The organism is Azospirillum sp., from assembly GCF_035628975.1.
Taxonomy (GTDB): Bacteria; Pseudomonadota; Alphaproteobacteria; order Azospirillales; family Azospirillaceae; genus Azospirillum.
On sequence record NZ_DASPIS010000087.1, the window covers coordinates 96886 to 120520 of the forward strand.

The following is a 23635-nucleotide window of genomic DNA, read 5'->3' on the forward strand; positions in this document are numbered from 1 at the left end:
CAGATGCGGGTGCTTTTCCCGAAGGAACCCGGCGGAGGAAACCGTACAAAAGAAAGCTCCGGCCGGAAACCGGCCGGAGCGAGGTCAGGGGAGGAAGCCGGGAGAGGGAGGGCGGTCAGCGCTGCTTGACGAGGGCGCTCTGTCCCGCCCAGTTGCCGGTTCCGGCGGACAGGTTCTGCATGGAGCTGTGGTTGAAGGGGCCGACCAGCCCGCCCGAACGCTGGAGAACGGTGCCGTGCTGCAGGGCGGTGTTGCCGATGCCGGCCGCCGTGTTGCCGACATTGGCGACCGAGCCGCCGCTCAGCAGGCCGCCGCTCTTCTGCATCACCGTCGCCCTCTGGCCGGCGAGGTTGCCGATGCCCGCGGCGGTATTGCCGACCGTCGCCATCGACCCGCCGCTGAACACGCCGCCGCTCCGCTGCTTGACGAAGGCGTCCTGGTTGGCGGTGTTGCCGATGCCGGCGGCGAGGTTGGAGACGGTGGCGACGTTCGGACCGGCGAAGGGACCCTTGGACTTCTGCATGACCAGCGCGCTCTGGTTGGCGGTGTTGCCGATCCCGGCCGCGGTGTTGGAGATGTCGGAGATGTTCTGGGCCATCGCCGGGGCGGCGAACAGGGCGAGCGAAGCGAAGCCGGTCAGCAGGGAGGTGCGGATCATGATCTGGTCTCCTGTCTCGGGGCCGCGGGATGCGGCGTGTTGCCGATGGACAGACCCTACCCAAGCCCCGGATTCCGGGATGTGAGCCGCTCCACACTCTTCCTGCTTTTGTCGATCAGCGGCGATCGGGGTCCGCTCAAGCCTCCTGCCAGTGCGGATAGGTGACGTAGGCGGTGAGGGCGCCCTCTTCGTGCGAGCGGATGGTGACCTTTGAACCCTTGGGCATGTAGACGATCTCGCCCGGCCCGGCGGTGACCGTGCCGGCATCGGAGGCGACCGAGACCCGCCCTTCCAGCACCACCATCACGTCGTCGACGGCAATCGCCTCGTCGATGCTCTGGTTCGGTTCGTAGCGGCCGTAGCCGATGGTGACAGGTCCGCCATGGCGCTGGTCGACCACGTTGCCGACGAACACGTCGGCGTCCTGTCCGGGGGTGCGCTCCAGCGATACGTCCGTCACGGCGAATTTGCGAACGGTCATCTGCGTCTCCTTGAAGAGAGGGGCCGATCCACCCCAGCCGATATCGGGGTTGCTGCGGCATGGGGCGGCAGCGGTACAACAGGGCAGAAAGCGGAAATCATCAATGCGGCGCCGTTTCCGCCGTCCGCAAAGCCGGCATCCCCGTCGTTGACAGACGGCGCGATGGTCTTCTAGGCTCCGTCCCGTTCCCAGGGGAGCCTCGTTCAGGAGGCTGAGACACCCGCCGGCCCGGTCCTTCGCGTCCGGGCGATGCGGCAACCCTTCGAACCTGATCCGGGTCATGCCGGCGTAGGGATGCGGGACGAGAAGGCCTTTACGGCCGACGCGCAGAGCCATACCCCACAGGCTTGTCCCGGATTCGTTTGTTGCTCCATCGGTCGGTGCCGCTTGGAGAAGAACGGGGCGGGGAGGGTGCGGTGAGCGCGATCTACGACAGCGTGATCTACGACAGGGTCCTGGCCTTCATGGAGGCCGATATCGGAACCGGGGCGGCGGCCGACGAGGCCTTCAACGCCCTGGCGCTGGCGGTCTTCGCCCACCAGTTCGAGCACAACCAGCCCTATCGCCGCTTCGCCATGCAGCGCGGCCGGACGCCGCGCGGGGTCAAGAACTGGCGCGACATCCCGGCGGTGCCGATCAATGCCTTCAAGGATCTGACGCTCAGCTGCCGACCGGCGGAGGAATCCGCCCGCATCTTCATGACCAGCGGTACGACCAAGGGCGGCATCCGCGGCCAGATCCACCACACGACCCTGTCGGTCTACGACCGCTCCATGCTGCTCAACTTCCGCCGCCGCTTCATGCAAGGCTCAGAGGCTGGGGTGGAGCGGATGGCGATGGGCATCCTGTTCCCGACCGAGACGGCGATGCCGAACTCCTCCCTCGCCCATTACCTGGAGCTGGCGCGGGCGGAATGCGGCACGCCGGACAGCCGCCACTGGATCGGCGAAGCCGGCATCGACATCGCCGGACTCTATGACCGGCTGGACGCCGCCGAACGGTCGGGGGAGCCCTTCGCCCTGCTGGGCGCCAGCTATGGCTTCGTACATCTGATGGACGCCATGGCGCGCGACGGCCGCCGCTTCGCCCTGCCGGAGGGGAGCCGCATCCTCGACACCGGCGGCTTCAAGGGCCAGTCGCGGGAACTGGAACCGGACGAGTTCTATGGCCAGCTGGCCGGCTTCTTCGGCGTCCCGCGCCGATGCTGCATCAACATGTACGGCATGACGGAGCTGAGCACCCAGTTCTACGACGACGGCAACGCGGTCTGCCCGTCGCTGAAGTCCGGCCCGCATTGGATCCGCAGCCGCGTCGTCGATCCACTGTCCGGCCGGGACGTGCCGGCCGGCAGCATGGGCGTGCTGGTTCACCACGATCTCGCCCACGTCAATTCCGTCGCCGCCATCCTGACGGAGGACGCCGGCATCCTGGAGGAGGGCGGCTTCCGCCTGCTGGGCCGCGTAGCCGGGGCGCAGGCCAAGGGCTGCTCTCTGGCGGTGGAGGATTTCCTCGCCGCCGCGCGCGGTTGAGCGGGAGCGCGGCCTTGGCCTTCGGCGACGATCCGTCCGTCATTGAACTGGCCGGCCATCTGCCCGGCCTGCCGCCGGATGCGGTGGAGCGGCGCGTGCTGACCTTCGGGGCGGGCGCTGCGGCGCTGCGCGTGGCGGTGCCGGTGCTGGACGCCGGGCAGGTGGAGCAGGTCGCCGCGACGGTGCGGGCGGCGGCGCGCGGCTATCTGAAGACGCTGCCGACGGCGCATATCGTGGCGGTGATCGACGCCGCGATCCAACGGCTGCTCGACCGCGAGGACCCATGGCGCCGCATGGCGGAGCGGCTGCTGCCCGTCGTCACCGGCTATGATTCCGAGATGGTCAGGCTGGGGCTGACCGGCTATCTGAAGACCTTCCGCGCCCACGAGCTACGCCGCTTCCTGGCGGAGGATTTCGCCAATCCGCTTGTGCTGGACGAGTTCCAGCCGGCGCCCAAGGGCGGCTTCACCCGTGCCTTCGGTCCCGACCTGCTGCTGCATGTCTGGGCGGGCAACGTGCCGGGACTGCCCCTGTGGAGCCTGATCTCGGGCCTGCTGGTCAAGTCCGGCACGGTCGGCAAGCTGCCCAGCGCCGAGCCGCTGTTCGCGGGCTGGTTCGCGCAATTGCTGGCGGAGATCGACCCCAGGCTGGGCGAGTGTCTGGCCGTGGTGTGGTGGAAGGGCGGCGATGCGGCGGCGGAGCGGGCATGGCTGGCCCAGGCCGACACGGTGGTCGCCTATGGCGGCAACGCGGCGCTGGCGGCGATCCGCGACCGGGTGCCGGTGACCACCCGCTTCCTGCCCTACGGCCACAAGATCAGCTTTGCGCTGGTGTCGCGCGCCGCGCTGGACCCGCGTCGGTCGGGGGAGACGGCGCGGCTGGCCGCCCACGACATCGCCCGCTACGACCAGCAGGGCTGCTATTCGCCGCAGACCCTGTTCGTCGAGCGCGGCGGCCGGCTGTCGCCACAGGACTTCGCCGCCATGCTCGCCCATGAACTGGCGGTGCAGGCCCGCAAGCACCCGCGCCGTGTCCTGTCGATGGCGGAGGCCGGGGAGGTTGCCGGCTGGCGCGACGGGCAGGCGATGCGCGGCCTGGACGGGTCCGGCCATCTGCTGCTGTCGGACCCGGCGGGCGGCTGGTGCGTGTCCTGCATCGACGCGCCGGACGGGTTGGCGCCGACCGCGCTGAACCGGACGATTTCCGTGGTCGCGGTGGACGATCTGGCGGAGGTGGCGGGCCGCGTCGCCCCGCACCGTGCCGTGCTGCAGACCGCCGGCATCGCCGCGCCGCCGGAGGAGTTGTTCAGGCTGGCCGGGCCGCTTGGGGCGGCTGGGGTGACGCGGCTCTGCGCGCTCGGCAGCATGACCGCGCCGGAGGCGGGCTGGCACCATGACGGCCGGTTCAACCTGCTGGATCTGGTGACGGTGACGGAGATCGAACGGTCGGCGGAAGCGCTGGCGGAGGGGCTGGCCCGCTATGCCGACTGACCCGCCGGCCTTCCTGTCTTTCGAGAACGTGCGCTTCGATTACAGCGGTGCCGCCATCGTCGACGGTGTCGACTGGGCGGTCGGCCGCGGCGCCATCCACTGCCTGCTGGGGCGCAGCGGCTGCGGCAAGACCACGCTGCTGAAGCTGGCCGCCGGGCTGTTCACCCCCGCCACCGGGCGGGTGCGGCTGGACGGCGCGGCGGTGTGCGGGCCGGGCGATGCGGTGGGTTTCGTCTTCCAGGCGCCGACGCTGCTGGAATGGCTGACGGTGCTCGATAATGTGCTGCTGCCGGTGACGCTGCACCGCCGCGCCACCGCCGACGACCGCGCCCGCGCGCTCGACCTGCTGGAACTGGTCGGGCTGGCGGGGTTGGCGGACCGCGGACCGAGGGCGCTGTCGGGCGGCCAGCAGAGCCGGGTGGCGCTGGCCCGCGCGCTGATCGCCGATCCGGCGCTGCTCCTGCTCGACGAGCCCTTCGCCGCGCTGGACGCCCTGACGCGCGAGGAGTTGCAGGAGGATCTGCTGCGGCTGTGTGCGCAGCGTGGCACCACCGCGCTGTTCGTCACCCACGACATCGCCGAGGCGGTCTATCTGGGCGACCGCGTGGCGGTGATGGCGGATGGGCAGCTTCGCCACAGCCTTTCCATCGACCTGCCGCGCCCGCGCCCGCGCGATTTGCGCTACGACCCGCGATTCAACGCGCTGTGCCGTGAGCTTCGCCATGCCATGGACGGCGCGACCGGGTTGCGGCGGGCGGAGGCGGCGGAATGACGACCCGCATCGCCGCGATCCTGCTGCCGCTGCTGCTCCTGGCGGGGTGGGAGGGCTATTGCCGCTGGTCGGGGATTCCGGCGCTGGTTCTGCCGCCGCCCTCGGCGGTGGGAGCGGCGCTGTGGAGCGGTCTGGCGAGCGGACGGCTGCTGCCGCATCTGGCGGTGACGGCGGCGGAAATGGCGCTCGGGCTCGGCATCGGCTGTCTCGTCGGCTTCGTCGCCGGGGTGGCGCTGGCGGAGGTCGCGGGCTTGCGCCGTCTGCTCTACCCCTACGTCATCGCCAGTCAGGTGGTGCCGAAGCTGGCGCTGGCGCCGCTGTTCATCCTGTGGTTCGGCTTCGGCATGACCTCCACCGTCGCCATCACGGCGCTGATCTGCTTCTTCCCGCTGCTGGAGAACACGCTGACCGGGCTGGACCGCGTCGATCCGGCCAAGCAGGAGCTGTTCCGCATGCTGCGCGCCGGACGGTGGCGCACCCTGACGCGACTGAAGATTCCCGCGGGCTTGCCGGTGATCCTCGCCGGGCTGCGGGTGGCGGTGGTGCTGGCGCTGGTCGGCGCCGTGGTGGGGGAGTTCATCGGCGGGCGCCAGGGGCTGGGCGCCTCGATCATCGCCGCGCAGGGGATGATGGACACCCCGCTGATGTTCGCCCTGTTCGCGGTCATCACCGCGCTGGGCATGCTGGTGTATCAGGCCACTCTGCTGATCGAGCGGTGGCTGTTGTCTCGACAGGCGAAAGGATAGCAGCGAATGGGGCGGGGAATGGGTCTGTTTTCTCGTGCGGCGGGGGCAACCGCCCTCGTCGGGGCGCTGCTGCTGGGCGGCATGTCAGGCGCGCTTGCCCAAGCACTGGACAAGGTGACGGTGGCGGGCTGGAGCCAGCCGATCAGCGAGATCACCAACCTGCTGGCCGAGCCCGACAAAGGTTTCTTCAAGGCCAAGGGCATCGCGCTCGACTATGTGCCCGGCACCGGCGGCGGGTCGGCGATCCAAACCATGCTGACGGGCAAGGCTGACATCGCCTTCACCGATCCTGCTGCCCTCTATCTGGCGCTGGACAAGGGCGAGAAGCTGGTCGCCATCTACAACATCTACCCGCAGAACGTCTTCAACGTGGTGTCGCCCAAGGCCAACGGTATCGTCAAGCCCGCCGACCTGAAGGGCAAGCGCGTCGGCGTTTACAGCCTGTCGAGCGGCACCCGCCAGAATCTGGCCGTCCTGCTGCATCAGGTGGGCCTGAGCGAGAAGGACGTGACCATCGAGGTCACCGGGCTCTTGAACTTCGCCCCGGTGATCCAAGGGCAGGTGGACGCCACGGCGGCGACCGACACCGGCCTCTACGTCGCGCGGCTGAAGGGGCTGCCCGAGGTGAACGTGATCGAGGTGCGCGACAGCCTGAACCTGCCGAGCGACATCTTCGTGGTGACGGAGGAGACCTACCGCAGCAAAAAGCCGCTGCTCGCCCGCTTCCTTGCCGCCTATCGCGACAGCGCCGCCTGGATGATCGCCAACCCGGAGGAGGCGGCCCGCCTCGCCGTTACCCGCGCCATCAACGGGTCGGACGAGGCGGTCAATCTGGGCATCATCAAGCTGCGCAACGCCTCCACCGTGTCGGAGACGACGGAGCGCGAGGGGCTGGGAGCCTTCGATCCCGGCGTGATGCAGAAGGGCGCCGACACCTTCCACCAGCTGGGGCTGATCGCCCGCCCGCTCGACATGGGTGCGGTGGTGCGCACAGACCTGATCCCACCCAAGCAGTAACGGGACCGTCATGGATTTCCAGGGCAAGGCCATCCTCGTCACCGGCGCCGGGCGCGGCATCGGCGCCGCCATCGCCCGCGCCTTTGCCGCGGAAGGGGCCATGGTGGTGGTCAACTACCTGCGCAACCAGTCGGCGGCGGAAGCGGTGGCGGCGGAGTGCCGGGCGCTGGGCGGCGACGGGCTGCCGCTGCGCGCCGACGTGACCGACGCCGCGGCGGTCGCCGGTATGGTGGAGACGGCGGTTGCGGAGTTCGGCGGGCTGGACGTGGTCGTCAACAACGCCTTCGCGCCTTATGTCTTCGATCCCGACCGGCGGCGGATGTTCTGGGAAACCGAATGGGGCGACTACCAGACCCAGATCGACGGGGCGCTGAAAAGCACCCACGCCGTCTGCCGGGCGGTGCTGCCGGCGCTGCGGCGCCGGGGCGGGGGCAGCATCGTCAACATGGCGACCGACCTCGTGGCGCGGCCGACCGTGCCATACCACGACTACACCACCGCCAAGGCGGCTCTGATCGGCTTCAGCCGCACCCTGGCGGCCGAACTCGGGCCGTTCGGCATCCGCGTCAACTGCGTGGCGCCGGGGCTGGTCTATCCCACCGACGCCAGCCGGTCGACCCCGGAACCGGTCAAGGACCGCATCGCCGCCCTGACGCCGCTGGGCCGCATCGCGACGCCGGAGGATGTCGCCGGGCCGGTCCTGTTCCTCGCCTCCGACTGGAGCCGCTTCATGACCGGCCAGACGCTGACGGTGGATGGCGGGCTGGTGATGGGCGGTCTCTGAGCCCCCGCACCCGCCCGCCGTCACCGGAACCGGCGCCGGTCCAGCCTCAGAACGGCTGCTGGAGCAGGCCGATCAGCCCCTTCACGCCCGACACGAAATTGCCGATGCGCAGGTTTTCGTCGAAGCTGTGCTGGTTGTTGTCGGCATTCACCAGGGGCACGATGACGAAGGGCACCTTCAGCGCCTCGACCGCCGAGCCGGTCGGCACCGTGCCGCCCATCATGCGGATACGCACCGGCTCCTCGCCGTAGGTCGCCTTGTAGGAGCGGTACAGCCACTCGCCGACCGGGGATTGCATGTCGGTCCGCGCCGCCGAGCTGGAGGCGGAGACCTTCTCCGAATCCAGGGAGGCCAGCTTGTCGTGCTTCGCCCGATCCTCGTCCGTCGGGGTGCCCTGGACCAGATGATAGCCCTGCGCCTCGATGTGCTTCCTCAGCATGCTGATCAGCTGCTCCGGCGGCGTTTCCGGAACCGTGCGCAGGTCGAGTTCGGCGACGGCGGTTTCCGGGATGATCGTGCGCGCCTTGGCGCCCACGTCGCCGGCCGCCATGCCGCGGATGTTGAGCGACGGGTACTGCAGCGCCTCCTGGTAGTTCTTGCCGACCTTCTCGGCCTCGGCGATGCCCAGGCGCTTGCGCAGCGCGGCCTCGTCGTCGGGGACGGCGGCCATGATCTTTTCCGCGGCGGCGTCGATCTTCACGGTGTCATAGTAGCCGGGAATGGTCACCCGACCGGTCTCGTCCTTCATGGACGCCAGCAGCTGCGCCAGCCGCATCGCCGGGTTGGCGGCGTAGTTGCCGAAGTGGCCGCTGTGCAGGCCCTGCTTGGCCCCGAAGACGGTCAGGGTCGCCTGGGCGATGCCGCGGTTGCCGAAGACCAGCGTCGGCCTGTTGGTCTGGTGCATGGGGCCGTCCAGCACCAGCAGCGCGTCGCTCTTCAGCAGGTCGGCATTCTGCCGGATGACCTCGCCCAGGGTCGGCGATCCCTTCTCCTCTTCGGAATCCAGGATGACCTTGACGTTGACGCTGGGCGTCTTGCCCGTCCCCTTCAGGGCGTCGATGGCCGTCAGCAGCATCATGATCGGCCCCTTGTCGTCCGACGACGACCGTGCGAACAGCCGCCATTCCGGATCGACCTGCTCGCCGTAGAGCTTCTCCAGCGGGATCGTTTCCCACTCGCCCTTGTCGGTCTTCTGCTTCAGCGCCGCGTCCCAGGGGCTTTTCTGCTTCCACTGCTGCGGAGTGACCGACTGGCCGTCCAGATGCGCGTAGAACAGGATGGTCTTCTTGGCGGGGTCGGCGCCGGGCAGTTCCGCATACAGCATCGGCTTGCCGTCGTTCGGCAGCTGCCGCGTCTGGAAGCCCCGCTTCTGGAACGCCTGTTCCAGCCACGCGACGTTCTTTTGAATGTCAGCGGCAACAACAGCGTCGTTGGGAAGCGCCAGAAGCTCGACGAATTCCTTGTAATTCGCAGAAGAGTGCTTCGCCGCGAGCGTATCGGCGGACGGGGAGGCCGCGCCGGCCTGCATCGGCAAGATCATGCAGGCGCCGAGGATCAGCGCATGCTTGAGCGAAATTTTCGCTTTACCCGACATTTCTTCCCTCTCACAGTCTTGTTATGTGACGTGTACGAAGGATTTGCGGACAACGTCAAGTTTGATTGCCGCTTTCACAGGGCTGGGCTGTGCGTGGCGCGCAGCAGCTCGCGGCCGGGACGATCAATGCAGTGGCGACTATCAAAAGGGTCCGGTCCCGTGCAAGCTGTCCGCCGGGTCGGCAGAGCGGGGGATCGGGCGGCGTGAAAGCGGCCGATGATGGGAGCGGCATGGAACGGATTTGGCGCAGCCGTGGACGGTGGCTGCCGGCGCTGTTGGCCGTCCGGCTGCTGCTGCCGGGCTCGGCGGCGGCGGGGGCGGCGGCGGAAACGGTCACCGTCATGACGTCCTTTCCCGCCGGCTTGTACGAGCCGGTGCGGGAGGCGTTCGAACAGGCCCATCCCGACCGGCGCCTCCGGGTGATCAACGCCAAGACGACGGCGGCCATCACCCAGCTGCAGGACCGTGTCGAGGACGTCGACCTCTTCTGGGCGTCCGCCCCCGATGCCTTCGAGGTGCTGAAGGCGGCCGGGCTGCTGGCGCCGGTCGCCGCACGCCCGACCGGCGCCCCGGCGACCGTCGGCAACCAGCCGATCGACGATCCGGACGGCACCTATCTCGGTTTCGCGCTGTCGGGCTATGGGCTGGTCTGGGATCAGTCCTATCTCGACCGGCACGGGATCGCCGCCCCGCGAAGCTGGGAGGATCTGCGCAAGCCCGCCTATGTCCGCCATCTCGGCATCACTGCGCCGTCGCGCTCCGGCACCATGCATCTGATGGTGGAGACCGTCCTGCAACTCCATGGTTGGGAGCGCGGCTGGGCCATGTGGCTGGAAATCGCCGGCAACATCGCGACGGTGACGGCGCGCAGCTATGGCGTGGTGGAGGGGGTGGGCAAGGGGCGTTTCGGCATCGGGCTGGCGATTGACTTCCTGGGCCAGGGGGCGGGCCAGGGAGCCGGCCAGGAGGCGCAGGACGGAGAGGCCTTGCGCTTCGCCTATCCCGCCGACAGCGTGTTTCTGCCGGCCAGCGTGGCGGTGCTGCGCAGCGCGCCCAATCCGGCGGGAGCGGGCGTCTTCATCGATTTCCTGCTGTCGCCCGCAGGGCAGGCGCTGATGCTGCGTCCGGACATCGGGCGGCTGCCGGTCCGTCCCGACACCTACGCCGCCGCGCCCGCCGGCTATCCCAACCCCTATGCCCGGGAGACCGGCGACGACCTGTTCCTCTTCGACCGTGCCTTGTCCAGCCGCCGCTATGAACTGGTCAACCTCCTGTTCGACGAGCTGATCACCTTCCGGGTCAAGACGCTCAACCGCGTCTGGCAGCTGATCCACGAGGGCGAGAGCCGCCTTGCCGCCACTCCCGACCCGGTGGCCCGCGACCTGTTGCGCACGGCCCGCGCGGCGGCCATCGCGGTTCCGGTCGACGCCGCCGAGGCCGTCGACCCCGCCTTCTCCGCGGCGTTGCGGCGGCCGGCCCGCGGCATGCGGGTCTCGGCACGGCAGGAGGAACTGGCGGCGGAATGGCGGAACTTCTCCCAGACCCGGCTCGACGCCGCGCTGTCGGCGGCCGAACGGGCGCTGGTGATCCTGCGGGTGACGGCCGGCGAAGGGGGCTGGCCGTGAGCGCACTGGCGCAACCATCCGTATCCGGCAGCGGGCCGGGGAGCAGTCCGAAGAGCAGTCCGGGGAGCAGGGCTGGACCGCTACGCTTCGGCATCCGCGCCCGGCTGTTCCTGGCCTTCGTCGCGGTGGCCGTACTGTCGGTGGCGGCCTGCGCGCTCGGTTGGCTGTCCTACGACCGGCTGGGCGGGACGCTGGACGAATTCGCCGAAAGCCACCTGCCGGCCTTGGGGCTCGCCGCCAAGCTGGCGGAGGAGGGCGGCGCCATCATCGCCACCGCCCCCATCCTGGCCGGCAGCCGGACCGAGGCCGAGATGGACGCGATCCGCGACACGCTGGGCCGCCGCCTGACCACCTTGCGGGCGCTGACCGGCGCCATCGAAGGCGGCGTTCCCGGCCTGCGCCCGGTGGTGGATGCGCTCGGCCGCAATCTGGCGGAGCTGGACGGCACGGTGCGCCAGCGGTTGGCGCTGGCCCGCCGCAACCAGGAGGCCATCGAGCGGCTGCGCTGGCTGCACGCCGACTTCCTCGACGAGATCGACCCGCTTGTCGCCGACGCCCGCTTCAACATCCAAAGCGCGCTGTCCTCCGTCGAAAGTGGAAAGGCATCGGCCGATGCGGTCCGCATCCTGAGGGAGGAAAACCGGCGAAGCGAAGCGGTGCTGCAGATCGGTGCCAACGGCAACCTTGCGGTCGGGCTGATCGCGCGGGCGGCGACGCTCGCCACGCCCGAGATGCTCGACGACAACGCCGGCTTCCTCGACGAGACCGCCGACCGTCTGCAGCGCGACCTCGCGGCGCTGGCCGATTGGCCGGACGGCGTGTCGCTTGGGCAGGTGGTGGCCCAGCTTCTCGATCTCGCGCGCGGGGCGGACGGCAGCGTGCCGGCGCTGCGCCGGGAGGAGCTGGAAACCGCCGCGCGCGGGCAGGTCCTGCTGGCCGAGAACCGCGACATCGTCGCCCGGCTGAACGGGCTGATCGCCCGGCAGGTCCAGGCGGTGGAGCGCGATTCCCGCGCCGCCGCCGCGCGCTCGGCCCAGGCGGTCGCGTTCGGCCGCTCCGCCCTGCTGGCGAGCGCGGTGGTCAGCCTGCTGGTGGCGGTGCTGGTGGCATGGCTCTACGTCAACCGCAACCTGATCTCCCGCCTGACCCGGCTGGGCGACGCGGCCCGTGCCATCGCCGCTGGGGACCTGAAGGCCGACATCCCGCTGGGCGGCCGTGACGAGCTGTCGGACATGGCGGCGGCACTGCTGGTCTTCCGCGACACCGCCATCGCGGTGGAGGAGGCGAACGCCCAGGCGATCATCGACAACGCCCAGGCCGGGCTGGCGATCACCGACGCGCGGGGCGTGATCGAGTTCGTCAACCCGCTGGCCGCCGCGCTGATCGCACCGCCTGACGGGAGCGGTGATGGGGCGGCCGCCGCCGCGCGCCTCGCCGACCGCCTGGATGCCGAGGGTGCCGGCCGCGTCGCGGCGTTCTTCGCCCAGGTATCCGCCGGGGCCGAGGGCGTCGCGCCAACCTTGTCCATCCTGGCGACCGGGCGGCGCCCCGATGGCGGTGCGGTGCCGGTGCAGGTCGGCGTCCGCCCGTTCTGGCGGCGCCAGCAGCAGCGCTTCATCGTCACCCTGACCGACATGACCGAACGATTGGAGGCCCAGCACCTTCTGGAGCGCACGGTGCGGGAGCGCACCACCGATCTGCAGGCCACCAACAACCGGCTGGAGCGCGCCATCGCCGAGCACCAGCGCACCGAGCGGGAGCTGCGCGAGGCCCAGGCGGAGCTGGTGCAGGCCGGCAAGCTGGCGGCGCTCGGCCAGCTGGCGGCCGGCGTTGGGCACGAGCTGAACCAGCCGCTCGCCGCCATCCGCTCCTATGCCCACAACGGCCGCAAGCTGATCGGGCTGGGCCGGGTGGAGGAGGCGGGCGCCAACCTGGGCAAGATCGCCGACCTGACGGCCCGCATGGCGAACATCACCAACCACCTGAAGCGCTTCGCCCGGCGCCCCGATGCCCGTCTGGGCGCAGTGGAACTGGAACCGGTGATCCAGGGCGCCCTGTCACTGTTCGGCAACCGCCTGCGCGAGGAGGTGGTCGCGGTGGAGCTGCAGTTGCCCGACACCGCTGCGCCGCTGCGGGTTCGCGCCGAGGAGGTGCGGCTGGAACAGGTGCTGGTCAACCTGTTGAGCAACGCGCTGGATGCCGTGGCCGGTGCGCCGGTCCGCCGCATCCTGATCCGTGCCGAGGCCGTGGAGAAAGGCGAGGGGGAGGAGGGCGATGCCGTCCGCATCGAGGTGCGCGACAGCGGTCCCGGCATCGCCGCCGATCCGGTCGAGCAGATCTTCGATCCCTTCTTCACCACCAAGCCGGTGGGGACGGGGTTGGGGCTCGGCCTGTCGATCTCGTACAACATCGTCCGCGACTTCGGCGGCGTGCTGTCGGTGGCCGAGAGCGGCCCCGGCGGAACCGCCTTCGTCCTCACACTTTCCCGCCTCCCCTGAGCGGCGAACAAAGGCCTGCCCATGACCGTCCTGCTGATCGACGACGATCCCGAAGTGCTCGACTCCAGCCGCCAGACGCTGGAACTGGAGGGCTTCGCGGTCCAGGCCGTGACGGATCCGGCGGCGGCACTGGCCCGGCTCGGAACCTCCTGGCCCGGCGTGGTGGTGACCGACGTGCGCATGCCGGGCATGGATGGGTTCGCCCTGCTGGAGCTGGTGCGCGCCGCCGACGCGGAGGTGCCGGTGGTGCTGGTCACCGGGCATGGCGACATCGCCATGGCGATGCGGGCGGTCCGCGAAGGCGCCTACGACTTCATCGAGAAGCCGGCCGAACCCGACCATCTGGTCGAGGTGGTGCGGCGCGCCCTGGACCATCGCGGGCTGGTCCTGGAGAACCGGCGCCTGCGGGCGCAGCTGGCCGAAGGCGGGGCGGAGGGGCGGATCATCGGCCGTTCCCCGGCCGTCGAGCGCCTCCGTGCCACCGTCATGAACCTTGCCGATGCCGAGGTGGACGTGCTGCTGTTCGGCGAGACCGGCACCGGGAAGGAGCTGGTCGCCCGCAGCCTGCACGAGGGCGGCCGGCGGCGCGCCGGCAACTTCGTGGCGCTGAACTGCGGGGCCATGCCCGACAGTATCATCGAAAGCGAGCTGTTCGGCCACGAGCCGGGCGCCTTCACCGGGGCGCAGGCAAGGCGCATCGGCAAGCTGGAACACGCGGCCGGCGGCACCCTGTTCCTCGACGAGATCGAAAGCATGCCGATGCATCTGCAGGTCAAGCTGCTGCGCGTGCTGCAGGAACGGGTGATCGAGCGCATCGGCGCCAACCGGACGATCCCGCTCGACCTGCGGGTGGTGGCGGCGACCAAGGTGGACCTGCTGCGGCTGGCGGCGGAGGGAAAATTCCGCGAGGATCTCTATTACCGCCTCAACGTCGTCACCGTCCCGTTGCCCCCCTTGCGGGAACGGCGCGAGGACGTGGCGCTGCTGTTCCGCCATTTCCTGGACGCCGCCGCGGTCCGATCACGCCGGACCGTGCCGCCGCTCGACCCCGCCATGCTGGCCCGGCTTGCCGCCCATGGCTGGCCCGGCAATGTCCGCGAACTGCGCAACGTCGCCGAACGGGTGGCGCTGGGTCTGGGCGACGGCCTTGCTCCCGTCGGCGGCATGGTCGCGGCAACGGCGGAGATCGAGCCGCTGGCCGACCAGCTCGACCGCGTCGAGAAGCAGCTGATAGAGGACGCGCTGGCCCGTTGCGGCGGCCGGGTCGGCGAGACGGCGGAGCGGCTGGGGATCACCCGCAAGACCCTGTACCTGAAGATGCGCCACCACGGCCTGAACCGGGACGATTTCGTCGAGGAGTGAGTGGAGGAGTGAGGCCGCCGGTCAGGGGAATGTTCCCCGCATTACCCCGATATGGCGGGCGATGTTCCCGTCCTGACCCATCGATGGCGTGCGAAGCAAGGCGGTGCAAGGGCTGACCGTCTGGCATGCCGATTGCTGATTGTCCCAGCATAAAACATCGAGGGAGGGACAACATCCATGCTTCGCACCACGCGCACCGCCACGTGCACCCTGCGCAACGCCGCCGCCGCCCTGGCCGTCCTGCTTCTGTCCGGCACCGCCGCCTTCGCGCAGGATGCCAGCGGCAAGCTGGTCATCGTCACCTCCTTTCCCAAGGACATGACGACCGCCTTCCAGCAGGCCTACCAGAAGGCCAACCCCAAGGTCACGGTCGAGATCCTGAACCGCAACACCAATGCGGGCGTGAAGTATCTCCAGGAAACCGCGTCCAACAACGGCGTCGACCTGTTCTGGGCCTCGGCCCCCGACGCCTTCGAGGTGCTGAAGGGCGCCGGGCTGCTGCAGCCCTACAAGCCCAAGGTGGAGGGCATCCCGGCCAAGGTCGGCGCCTATCCGGTCAACGATCCCGAGGGGATGTACGCCGGCTTCGCCGCGTCCGGCTACGGCATCATGTGGAACAGCCGCTACATGAAGGCCAACGATCTGCCGGTTCCCAAGGAATGGGCCGACCTGACCAAGCCGGTCTATTTCGATCACGTCGCGATCTCCGCCCCGTCGCGCTCCGGCACGACGCACCTGACCATCGAGACGATCCTCCAGGGTGAAGGCTGGGAGAAGGGCTGGCGCACCAACAAGGAGATGGCCGGCAACTACCGCACCATCACCGAGCGCAGCTTCGGCGTGCCGGACGGGGTGAATTCGGGCGCCTTCGGCGTCGGCATCGTCATCGATTTCTTCGCGCTGTCGTCGCAGGCTTCGGGCTTCCCGGTGGAGTTCGCCTATCCCACCATCACCACCATTGTCCCGGCCAATGTCGGCGTCGTGAAGAACGCGCCCAACAAGGCCGCCGCCGAGGGCTTCGTCGATTTCCTGCTGTCGCCGAAGGGCCAGGAGGTCCTGCTTGAGCCGGCGATCCGCCGCCTGCCGGTCAACCCGGTTACCTACGAGAAGGCGCCCGCTGGCTATCCCAACCCGTTCAAGGACAGCTCGCTGGGCGCCCAGGTCAACTTCGACGTCAACGTCTCGCAGGCCCGCTACAACGTGGTGGACGCGCTGTTCGACCAGTTGATCACCTTCCAGCTCGACGATCTGAAGGCGGCGACCCAGGCCATTTACAAGGCCGAGGCGGCCGTCGCCAAGAAGCCCAACGACAAGGCCAAGGCCCTGCTGGCCGAGGCGCGCGACCTCGTCGCCGCCATGCCGGTGACGGCGGAGCAGGCCGCCGACCCGCAGCTGGCCGGCGCCTTCACGGTGGAGCGCAAGTCGGCCAAGGACGCGGTGCCGGAACGCCAGGCGCAGGTCGAACAGAAGTGGTCCGCCTTCGCCAAGGAGAACTACGCCGCCGCCCGCAAGAAGGCCGACGAGGCGCTGGCCCTGGCCCGCTGACGCGCCGGCGCGTCGTGCAGGGGGGACGCGTCGAGGCGTCCCCCTCCCTTTTCCCCAGTTCACGGGCCTTTCCATGACGTCACTTGCGCTCACGCGCGACCGCATCGCGCGCGTGCGGCCGGGGCCGGCGCTGGCCGCGCTGCTGATCGCCGCCTTCCTGCTGCTGTTCCTGGTCGTCCCGGTGGTCCAGGTCATCTTCGTCGCCTTCCAGGACAAGACGACGGGGGCCTTCACCCTGGTGAATTTCGCCGATTTCTTCGGCAACGACCTGTTCATGCGGTCCTTCGCCAATTCCTTCTACGTCTCGGCGATGTCCGTGGTGGTGGCGAGCCTGCTGGCGCTGCCGCTCGCCTATCTGACGACGCGGTTCGAGTTCCGCGGCTCCGTGCTGATCCAGAGCCTTGGCATCATCCCGCTGATCATGCCGCCCTTCATCGGCGCGGTGGCGATGCAGCTGCTGTTCGGGCGCAACGGGTCCGTGAACCTGCTTCTGCGCGACCATTTCGGCTTCTCGATCCCCTTCATGGAGGGGCTGAACGGCGTCATCTTCGTCCAAAGCATCCATTATTTTCCCTTCATCCTCATCAACCTGTCGGCCAGCCTGAAGAACATCGACCGGGCGATGGAGGAGTCGGCGCAGAACCTTGGGTGCCACGGCTTCCGCCTGTTCCGCCGCATCGTCTTCCCGCTGGCGATGCCGGGCTACGTCGCCGGCGCCTCGCTGGTCTTCATCAAGGTGTTCGACGATCTCGGCACGCCGCTGCTGTTGAACGTCAACGACATGCTTGCGCCGCAAGCCTATCTGCGCATCTCCTCGATCGGCATCGCCGATCCGATGGGCTACGTCATCTCCGTCGTGCTGATCGCCTGTTCGCTGCTGGCGCTCTGGGTGTCGGCGCTGGCGATGCGCGGCAAGGATTACGCAACGGTGCAGCGCGGCGGCGGCGGTCTGGCGAAGCGGCGCCTGAAGCCGCTGGAGATGGTGGCGGCCTATGGCATCGTGCTGCTGATCCTGGTGCTGGTGCTGGCGCCGCATGTCGGGCTGGGCCTCTTGTCCTTCGCCACCATCTGGTCCTTCAGCCCGGTCCCTGACGCCTTCACGCTGAAGCATTACCAGACCGTCTTCACCGAGAGCGGGCAGTACATCACCAACACGCTGCTCTACGCCTCGCTGGCGGCGCTGCTGGACGTGGTGATCGGCACCGCCATCGCCTATCTGGTCCTGCGCACCAAGCTGCCGGGCCGGCAATGGCTGGACTACATCGCGATGGCGGCGCTGGCGGTGCCGGGCGTCGTGCTGGGCATCGGCTACCTGCGCAGCTTCTACGGTGTGCCGATGCCGTTCACCGGCCAGCCGCTGTCGAACTTCTGGCTGATCCTGGTCTTCGCGCTGGCGATCCGCCGGCTGCCCTACGCCCTGCGCGCCTGCACCGCGGCTCTGCAGCAGGTCAGCTCCTCGCTGGAGGAGGCGGCCGAGAATCTCGGCGCCACCAAGCTGCGCACGGTCGGCCGCATCGTCGTGCCGCTGATGTCGGGCGGCATCCTGGCCGGCTTCGTCACCAGCTTCGCCACCGCGGCGGTCGAGCTGTCGGCGACCATCATGCTGGTTCATTCGCAGAGCGACGCGCCGCTGGCCTACGGCCTCTACGTCTACATGCAGTCGGCGGCCGGACGCGGTCCGGGGGCGGCGCTGGGCATCTTCGCCGTCATCATCGTCGGCCTGGGCACCTACCTGTCGCACGTCGTCATCGAGCGCGGCCGCCGAGACCGCGGCCAGGACCACTAAGAGAGTCCTTGAGGGGATCCCCATCATGAACCACCAGTTTTCCCCGGCCGCGCTCGCCGCCCAGATCGAGAGCGTCGGCGTCGACATCGAAGGCGTCAACCTGTCCTACGGCAGCAACCATGTGCTGAAGGACGTGAACCTCGCCATCAAGCCGGGCGAGTTCTTCGCCTTCCTTGGGCCGTCGGGCTGCGGCAAGACCACGCTGCTGCGGCTGATCGCCGGCTTCAACACCGCCCAGCGCGGCGCGGTGCGCATCGGCGGGCGCGACATCTCCACCCTGCCGCCGCACCGCCGCGATGTCGGCATGGTGTTCCAGAGCTACGCCCTGTGGCCGCACATGACCGTGCGCCGCAACGTCGCCTTCGGGCTGGAGGAGCGGCGCGTGCCCCGCGCCGAGATTGAACGGCGGGTGGACGCCGCCCTCGATCTGGTCGGGCTGAAACATCTAGCCGACCGCCGGCCGTCGCAGCTGTCGGGCGGGCAGCAGCAGCGCGTGGCGCTGGCCCGCACCATCGTGATCGAGCCGAAGGTCCTGCTGCTCGACGAGCCGTTGTCGAACCTCGACGCCAAGCTGCGCGTGCAGATGCGCCAGGAACTGCTGAGCCTGCAGCGCAAGCTCGGCCTGACCACCATCTTCGTCACCCACGACCAGGAGGAGGCCAACACCATCTGCGACCGCATCGCGGTGATGGAGGACGGCAAGGTGCAGCAGGTCGGCACCCCGCAGGACCTTTACGACCATCCCGCCAACCTGTTCGTCGCCGGCTTCCTCGGCACGGCCAATGTGCTGGACGGGGAGGTGCGGAGCGATGGCGCCGCCGGCAGAGTCTTCGTCGGCAACGGCATAACGCCGGTGGCGCTGCCGCCATCGGTGGAGGCGGGTGCGGCCGGGGCGGGAACTGGGGGCAAGCTGATGTTCCGCCCGCAGAACCTCGCCATCCGGACCGATGGCGGACCGCCGGCTCCCGGCCATGCCCGACTGACCGGCGTCATCCGGCACCGGGAGTTCCTCGGCGCCTCCATCCGCTACGCGGTGGATGTCGGCGGGCAGCTGGTACAGGTGGACGCGCCGCATCAGGCGGGCGATGCTCTGCTCGCCCCGGATGCTCCGATCATCCTCGACCTTGCGGCCGACAAGGCCCGCTTCCTCCGCCAGTAAGGTGCCGTGACCGTGACCAACCCCGCCGACAGCCTCGACCTTCCCGCCATCCGCACCGCCATCCGTGCCGTCGCCTTCGACCTCGACGGCACGCTGGTGGACAGCGTCGCCGACCTGATGCATGCCTCCAACGCCCTGCTCGCCGAGTTGGGACGCCCGCCGGTCGATCTGCCGTCGGTACGCTCCTTCGTCGGCGACGGAGCACCCAAGCTGGTGGAGCGCGTGCTGGCCGCCACCGGCGGGGTTCCGGCCCCGGACGAGGCCGCCCGCTGCGTCGAACGCTTTCTGGAAATCTACGAGGCCGACCCGAGCGCCCACAGCGCGCTCTATCCCGGCGTCGCCGAAACGCTGGAGGCGCTGGCGGCGGCCGGCCTCAGGCTCGGTGTCTGCACCAACAAGCCGATGGCGGCGACCCTGCGGCTGCTCGGCGATCTGGGCATCGCCGGCCATTTCGCCGCCGTGGTCGGCGGCGACAGCTATCCGACCCGCAAGCCGTCGCCGGAACCGGTGCTGGGACTGCTGGCCCGGCTGGAGGTCCGGCCGGAGGAGGCCGTCTTCGTCGGCGACAACGAGCACGACGTGGCCGCTGCCCGCGCGGCCGGTGTCGCGCGGGTGATGGTGGTGCCCTACGGCTACGCCCGGGTGCCGCTGGAAAGCCTGCCGCATGACGGCATTCTCGACGGCTTTGCCGATCTGGCGAAACGGCTGTCATGCTGACCGCGGTGATCTTCTGCCGCCATGGCGAGACGGAGAGCAACCTCGGCGGCTGGCTTGCCGGTTCGCGCGACGTGTCGCTGACCGAGCGGGGCCGGGCACAGGCGCAGGCCGCCGCCGCGGCCCTGATCGCCGGGCGGCAGCAGGTCCCGGTCATCTACAGCAGCCCGCAGCGCCGGGCGCTGGAGACGGCGGCCATCCTGGCCGAGGCGTTGGCGGCTCCGGTCGTCCCGGTCGCCGGTCTGGAGGAGCGCCGCTGGGGCGATCTGGAGGGCGGGGCCATTCCCGCCGACCTGTTGCGCGAGGAGGTGCCGAATGGGGAAAGCCTGGCCGCATTCGGCGCCCGCGTCACTGCGGCGCTAAACGGCTTGCCGGTACCCGCGGACGCCCGCCCGCCCCTGATCGTCGCGCATGCCGGCACTTGGCCGGTGCTCTGCCGATGGTTGGGCGTGGAGTCCGCGCTGCTGTGGCCGCCGAACGCGTCGCCCGTTACCCTGACGCGGCAGGGCGCCCGCGTCGGGTGACACGGGCGCCCTGTACGGAGAGGCCAGTTTTGAGGACTGTGGGCGGTGTCAGGCCGCCCAGTTGACGCCGTCGCTGTCCTGCGTCTGCGGGGAGGTTTGCGCGACCACCTTGACCGCCAGACCGCCGCAGGAGGTTTCGCGGTATTTCGGGTCCATGTCCTTGCCGGTCTCGAACATCGTCTCGATGACCTTGTCGAGCGACACCAGCGGTTCGCTGGTCCGGTGCAGGGCCATGCGCGTCGCGTTGATCGCCTTCATGGCGCCCATGGCGTTGCGTTCGATGCAAGGGATCTGCACCTGCCCGCCGACCGGATCGCAGGTCAGGCCGAGATTGTGCTCCATCGCGATCTCGGCGGCGATGCACACCTGTTCGGGGCTGCCGCCCATCAAGTCGGCAAGGCCGCCGGCGGCCATCGAGCAGGCGACGCCGACCTCGCCCTGGCAGCCGACCTCGGCGCCGGAGATGGAGGCGTTCCGCTTGTAGAGCGCGCCGATGGCGGCCGACGCCAGGAAGAAGCGGACGCAGGCGTCCTCGTCCACCGGCTTGATGAAATTATGGTAGTAGGCGAGCACGGCGGGGACGATGCCGCAGGCGCCGTTGGTCGGCGCGGTGACGACGCGCCCGCCCGCCGCATTCTCCTCGTTCACGGCGAAGGCGAACATGTTGACCCAGTCGACCACGTTCATCGGGTCGCGCGACAGAGCTTCCGACGAGGCGAGCTGGCGGCGCAGGATGGCGGCCCGGCGGGGAACCCGCATCGGACCGGGCAGCACGCCCTCGGTCGTCATGCCGCGGTCCATGCAGGCGCGCATCGTCTGCCAGATGTTGGCGAAATAGTCCCGGATCTCCTGATGGCTGTGCAGGCGCAGTTCGTTCTGCAGGATCAGGCCGGAGAAGGACAGGCCGGTTTTCCGGCAATGGGCCAGCAGCTCGGCGGCGGAGGCGTAGGGATAGGGAAGCTCCACTTCGTCGCCGCTCTGCTTGCCGAAATTCTCGTCCTCGACGACGAAGCCGCCACCGATCGAATAATAGGTCTTGCCCAGCAGCAGCCGATCGCCGTCGAAGGCCTGGATCGTCATGCCGTTCTCGTGCCGGGGCAGGTTCGACCGGTGGAAGGTGATGGCGGTCGGCGGGAAGTCGATCGGCTTGCCCTCCTGTCCCAGCGGCAGGCTGTGCGAATTGCGCACCTGCTGCAGGAAGGCGGGGATCGTGTCGATGGCGACCGTGTCCGGCAGGTTCCCGGCGAGGCCGAGCATGAGGGCGACGTCGGTGTGGTGGCCCTTGCCGGTCAGCGCCAGCGAACCGTAGATGTCCACCGCGACGCGGGTTGTAGCATCGAACCCGCCGCAGGAGCGCAGGGCGTCCACGAACTGCTTGGCTGCCCTCATCGGTCCCACCGTGTGCGAACTGGAGGGGCCGATACCGACCTTGTAGAGGTCGAACATGCTGATCATGGCGTGCTTCCTTCCTGTGGACGGCCCCGGATACCGATGGGGAGATGCCTTGCTTGGTCTTCTCTTCGCCGCTTCAGGCGGCACCCGTCGCGGTGGACGGGGCCGCCTTGAGCGGAAACGATGGGCAGGGGAGAGAGTGGGATCGTCAGAGGCTGAGCAGGGAGTAGAGGATGGCGGACATCGCGACGCTGCCGATGAACAGGACCACCACGTTGCCCGGCTGGCCGGCGTATTTGCGCATGGCCGGCACCTTGCGGATCGCGTACATCGGCATGATGAAGAGCAGGGCGGCGATGATGGGACCACACAGGGATTCGATCATGCCGAGGATGCTGGGGTTGAGCGTGGCGGCGATCCAGACGGCGGCGACCATGAACAGGGCGCTGAAGCTGTTGATCGCCTTGAGGTTGACGGACTTGCCCTGGCTGCGAAGCTGCTGCGAGATCAGGCCGTTCAGGCCTTCGCGGGCGCCGAGATAGTGGCCGAAGAAGGACTTGGTGATCGCCACGAACGCCACGGCCGGGGTCAGGAGGGCCATCAGCGGGTTGTCGAACTTGTTGCCGAGATAGGACAGGATCGAGATGTTCTGGGCCTTCGCGTCGGCCAGTTCCTGCGGGGTCAGACTGAAGACGCAGCTGAAGACGAAGAACATGACGACCAGGACCATCATGACGACCGCATACTTCTCGATGCGGGTGGTCTGCGCTTCAGCCTCTTCGCCATACTGGTTCTGCTGGGCGACGACGAAGCGGGAAATGGCCGGGGAGTGGTTGAAGGAGAAGACCAGGGCCGGGATGCTGAGCCACAGGGTCAGGCTGAACTGGCCGGCGGTCGGGGCTTGTTCGAGGATCGCGCCATTCCAGTCGGGGGCGAGATAGAGGCCGATGCCCATCAGGACCAGCACGAAGGGATAGACGAGCCAGCTCATGACCCGGACGACCATCTGCTCGCCCAGCTTGATGACGGCCATCAGCCCGAGGATCAGGCCCAGCGACAGCAGGATGCGCGGCGGCGGCACCATGCCCAGCTGATGCACCATGAAGCTCTGGACCGTGTTGGTCAGGCCGACGCCGTAGATCAGCAGAATCGGCAGGATGGTGAAGAAGTACAGCAGGGTGATGAGCTTGCCCGCGGTGGCGCCGAAATGCTCGGTCACCACCTCGGTGATGTCGCTGCCCGGTTTGGACGAGGACAGGATGAAGCGGCACAGTCCCCGGTGGGCCAGATAGGTCATCGGGAAGGCGATGACCGCCATCACCGCCAGCGGCCAGAAACCGCCAAGGCCGGCGTTGATGGGAAGAAAAAGGGTGCCTGCGCCAATAGCCGTTCCGAAGAGCCCAAGCATCCACATGGTGTCATGCTTGGTCCACGGCAGTGGAGGATTGCCAAGCCTCGTGGAATCCGTTGAGATGCTGACCATTTTTATGCCTCCAGCATGCCTTTGATCGTGGATGTTCAGGCCATCCCGGAAAGGCTGCGCTTTGTTGACCTGGAGGAAGCCTATCAACACTCCGTCGGCAATGCCTGACCGATCCCGGGAGCGGTGGAATAGCGAAATGAGCGGCGGAATGGAAAAATGAGCGGAGGCGGGCGGGGGCGCACACATCGCCCGATGCCCGCGGAGTCCCCTCTCCCCAGGGGGGAGAGGGTTAGGGTGAGGGGGTGACGTGGCGGGGATTCTCGGGAGGGCACGCAGTGCATCCCCCTCACCCCGACCCTCTCCCCGCTCTCGGCGGACCAAAGGTCCGCCTGCCGCGTCAGCGCAAACTTCGTTTGCGCGTGAGCGGGGGAGAGGGGGATCTGAGGTGCATGAATCCGCCCCGCCGCTTCTCACTGGTCTTTCGGTCGGGGATGGTTCACACCATGCGCCTCAGCCCAGCACATGCCGTCGCTCAC

The 23635-nt window shown here is 68.9% G+C and carries 19 protein-coding genes and 1 riboswitch; of the genes, 14 read left to right on the plus strand and 5 right to left on the minus strand.

Translation table 11 applies throughout. The features are described 5' to 3' along the window. Window positions 1-115: 115 nt before the first annotated feature. Together VD964_RS19260 and VD964_RS19265 are read right to left on the minus strand one after the other, a co-directional pair. A complete protein-coding gene (locus VD964_RS19260; protein WP_149224984.1) occupies window positions 116-658 on the minus strand; it encodes a hypothetical protein in 543 nt (180 codons plus the stop codon). Window positions 659-794: 136 nt separating this feature from the next. Then, entirely contained in the window at window positions 795-1139 is a 345-nt protein-coding gene (locus VD964_RS19265; protein WP_324870132.1) for a cupin domain-containing protein, read from the minus strand. A gap of 180 nt (window positions 1140-1319) precedes the next feature. After that, a riboswitch (TPP riboswitch) is annotated at window positions 1320-1452 on the plus strand. A gap of 103 nt (window positions 1453-1555) precedes the next feature. Between VD964_RS19265 and VD964_RS19270 the strand changes: the two genes are divergently transcribed. From VD964_RS19270 to VD964_RS19295, 6 genes are read left to right on the plus strand one after another with little or no spacing between them, the layout of a single operon-like run. Beyond that, window positions 1556-2668 (plus strand): long-chain fatty acid--CoA ligase, encoded by a 1113-nt coding sequence (locus VD964_RS19270; RefSeq protein ID WP_324870133.1) that lies wholly within the window; start codon window positions 1556-1558, stop codon window positions 2666-2668. A gap of 14 nt (window positions 2669-2682) precedes the next feature. Beyond that, window positions 2683-4158 (plus strand): acyl-CoA reductase, encoded by a 1476-nt coding sequence (locus tag VD964_RS19275; protein WP_324870134.1) that lies wholly within the window; start codon window positions 2683-2685, stop codon window positions 4156-4158. Continuing rightward, the gene (locus VD964_RS19280; protein ID WP_149224981.1) at window positions 4148-4930 is read left to right on the plus strand and encodes an ABC transporter ATP-binding protein; all 783 of its coding nucleotides are present in this window, start codon (window positions 4148-4150) and stop codon (window positions 4928-4930) included. Before VD964_RS19275 ends, VD964_RS19280 begins: the two co-directional genes overlap by 11 nt. Next, window positions 4927-5676 carry an ABC transporter permease gene (locus tag VD964_RS19285; protein ID WP_324870135.1) on the plus strand — a complete coding sequence of 250 codons (750 nt, stop codon included), beginning with the start codon at window positions 4927-4929 and terminating at the stop codon, window positions 5674-5676. Before VD964_RS19280 ends, VD964_RS19285 begins: the two co-directional genes overlap by 4 nt. Window positions 5677-5694: 18 nt before the next feature. Then, window positions 5695-6693, plus strand: coding sequence for an ABC transporter substrate-binding protein (locus VD964_RS19290; RefSeq protein WP_324870136.1), 999 nt, complete (start codon window positions 5695-5697; stop codon window positions 6691-6693). 10 nt (window positions 6694-6703) lie between these two features. Further along, the gene (locus VD964_RS19295) at window positions 6704-7477 is read left to right on the plus strand and encodes a 3-oxoacyl-ACP reductase (protein ID WP_324870137.1); all 774 of its coding nucleotides are present in this window, start codon (window positions 6704-6706) and stop codon (window positions 7475-7477) included. Window positions 7478-7523: 46 nt separating this feature from the next. Here VD964_RS19295 and VD964_RS19300 read toward each other — a convergent pair whose 3' ends face one another. Continuing rightward, the gene (locus VD964_RS19300; RefSeq protein ID WP_324870138.1) at window positions 7524-9071 is read right to left on the minus strand and encodes a M20/M25/M40 family metallo-hydrolase; all 1548 of its coding nucleotides are present in this window, start codon (window positions 9069-9071) and stop codon (window positions 7524-7526) included. Window positions 9072-9301: 230 nt separating this feature from the next. Here VD964_RS19300 and VD964_RS19305 point away from each other — a divergent pair, with 230 nt between their 5' ends. The 8 genes from VD964_RS19305 to VD964_RS19340 all read left to right on the plus strand — a co-directional run bounded on the left by VD964_RS19305 (window position 9302) and on the right by VD964_RS19340 (window position 20284). Beyond that, a complete protein-coding gene (locus VD964_RS19305; protein ID WP_324870139.1) occupies window positions 9302-10696 on the plus strand; it encodes an ABC transporter substrate-binding protein in 1395 nt (464 codons plus the stop codon). Next, window positions 10693-13194: an ATP-binding protein gene (locus tag VD964_RS19310; protein ID WP_324870140.1), complete on the plus strand. Its 2502-nt coding sequence runs from the start codon at window positions 10693-10695 to the stop codon at window positions 13192-13194. Before VD964_RS19305 ends, VD964_RS19310 begins: the two co-directional genes overlap by 4 nt. Window positions 13195-13215: 21 nt before the next feature. Next, complete coding sequence (locus tag VD964_RS19315) at window positions 13216-14556, plus strand: sigma-54 dependent transcriptional regulator (RefSeq protein WP_324870141.1); 1341 nt, start codon at window positions 13216-13218, stop codon at window positions 14554-14556. A gap of 177 nt (window positions 14557-14733) precedes the next feature. Beyond that, entirely contained in the window at window positions 14734-16101 is a 1368-nt protein-coding gene (locus VD964_RS19320; protein ID WP_324870142.1) for an extracellular solute-binding protein, read from the plus strand. Between the two features lie 73 nt (window positions 16102-16174). Beyond that, the gene (locus VD964_RS19325; protein ID WP_324870143.1) at window positions 16175-17887 is read left to right on the plus strand and encodes an iron ABC transporter permease; all 1713 of its coding nucleotides are present in this window, start codon (window positions 16175-16177) and stop codon (window positions 17885-17887) included. A gap of 25 nt (window positions 17888-17912) precedes the next feature. After that, window positions 17913-19046 (plus strand): ABC transporter ATP-binding protein, encoded by a 1134-nt coding sequence (locus VD964_RS19330; protein ID WP_324870144.1) that lies wholly within the window; start codon window positions 17913-17915, stop codon window positions 19044-19046. A gap of 12 nt (window positions 19047-19058) precedes the next feature. Beyond that, window positions 19059-19763, plus strand: a complete 705-nt coding sequence (gene gph, locus VD964_RS19335) for a phosphoglycolate phosphatase (protein WP_324870145.1) — start codon at window positions 19059-19061, stop codon at window positions 19761-19763. Further along, window positions 19757-20284, plus strand: coding sequence for a histidine phosphatase family protein (locus VD964_RS19340; protein WP_324870146.1), 528 nt, complete (start codon window positions 19757-19759; stop codon window positions 20282-20284). Before gph ends, VD964_RS19340 begins: the two co-directional genes overlap by 7 nt. A gap of 48 nt (window positions 20285-20332) precedes the next feature. On the opposite strand, the gene VD964_RS19345 is transcribed toward VD964_RS19340, so the two are convergent. Continuing rightward, window positions 20333-21739, minus strand: coding sequence for an L-serine ammonia-lyase (locus VD964_RS19345; protein WP_324870147.1), 1407 nt, complete (start codon window positions 21737-21739; stop codon window positions 20333-20335). Window positions 21740-21884: 145 nt separating this feature from the next. Continuing rightward, complete coding sequence (locus VD964_RS19350; protein WP_324870148.1) at window positions 21885-23159, minus strand: serine/threonine transporter; 1275 nt, start codon at window positions 23157-23159, stop codon at window positions 21885-21887. Window positions 23160-23635 lie beyond the last annotated feature (476 nt).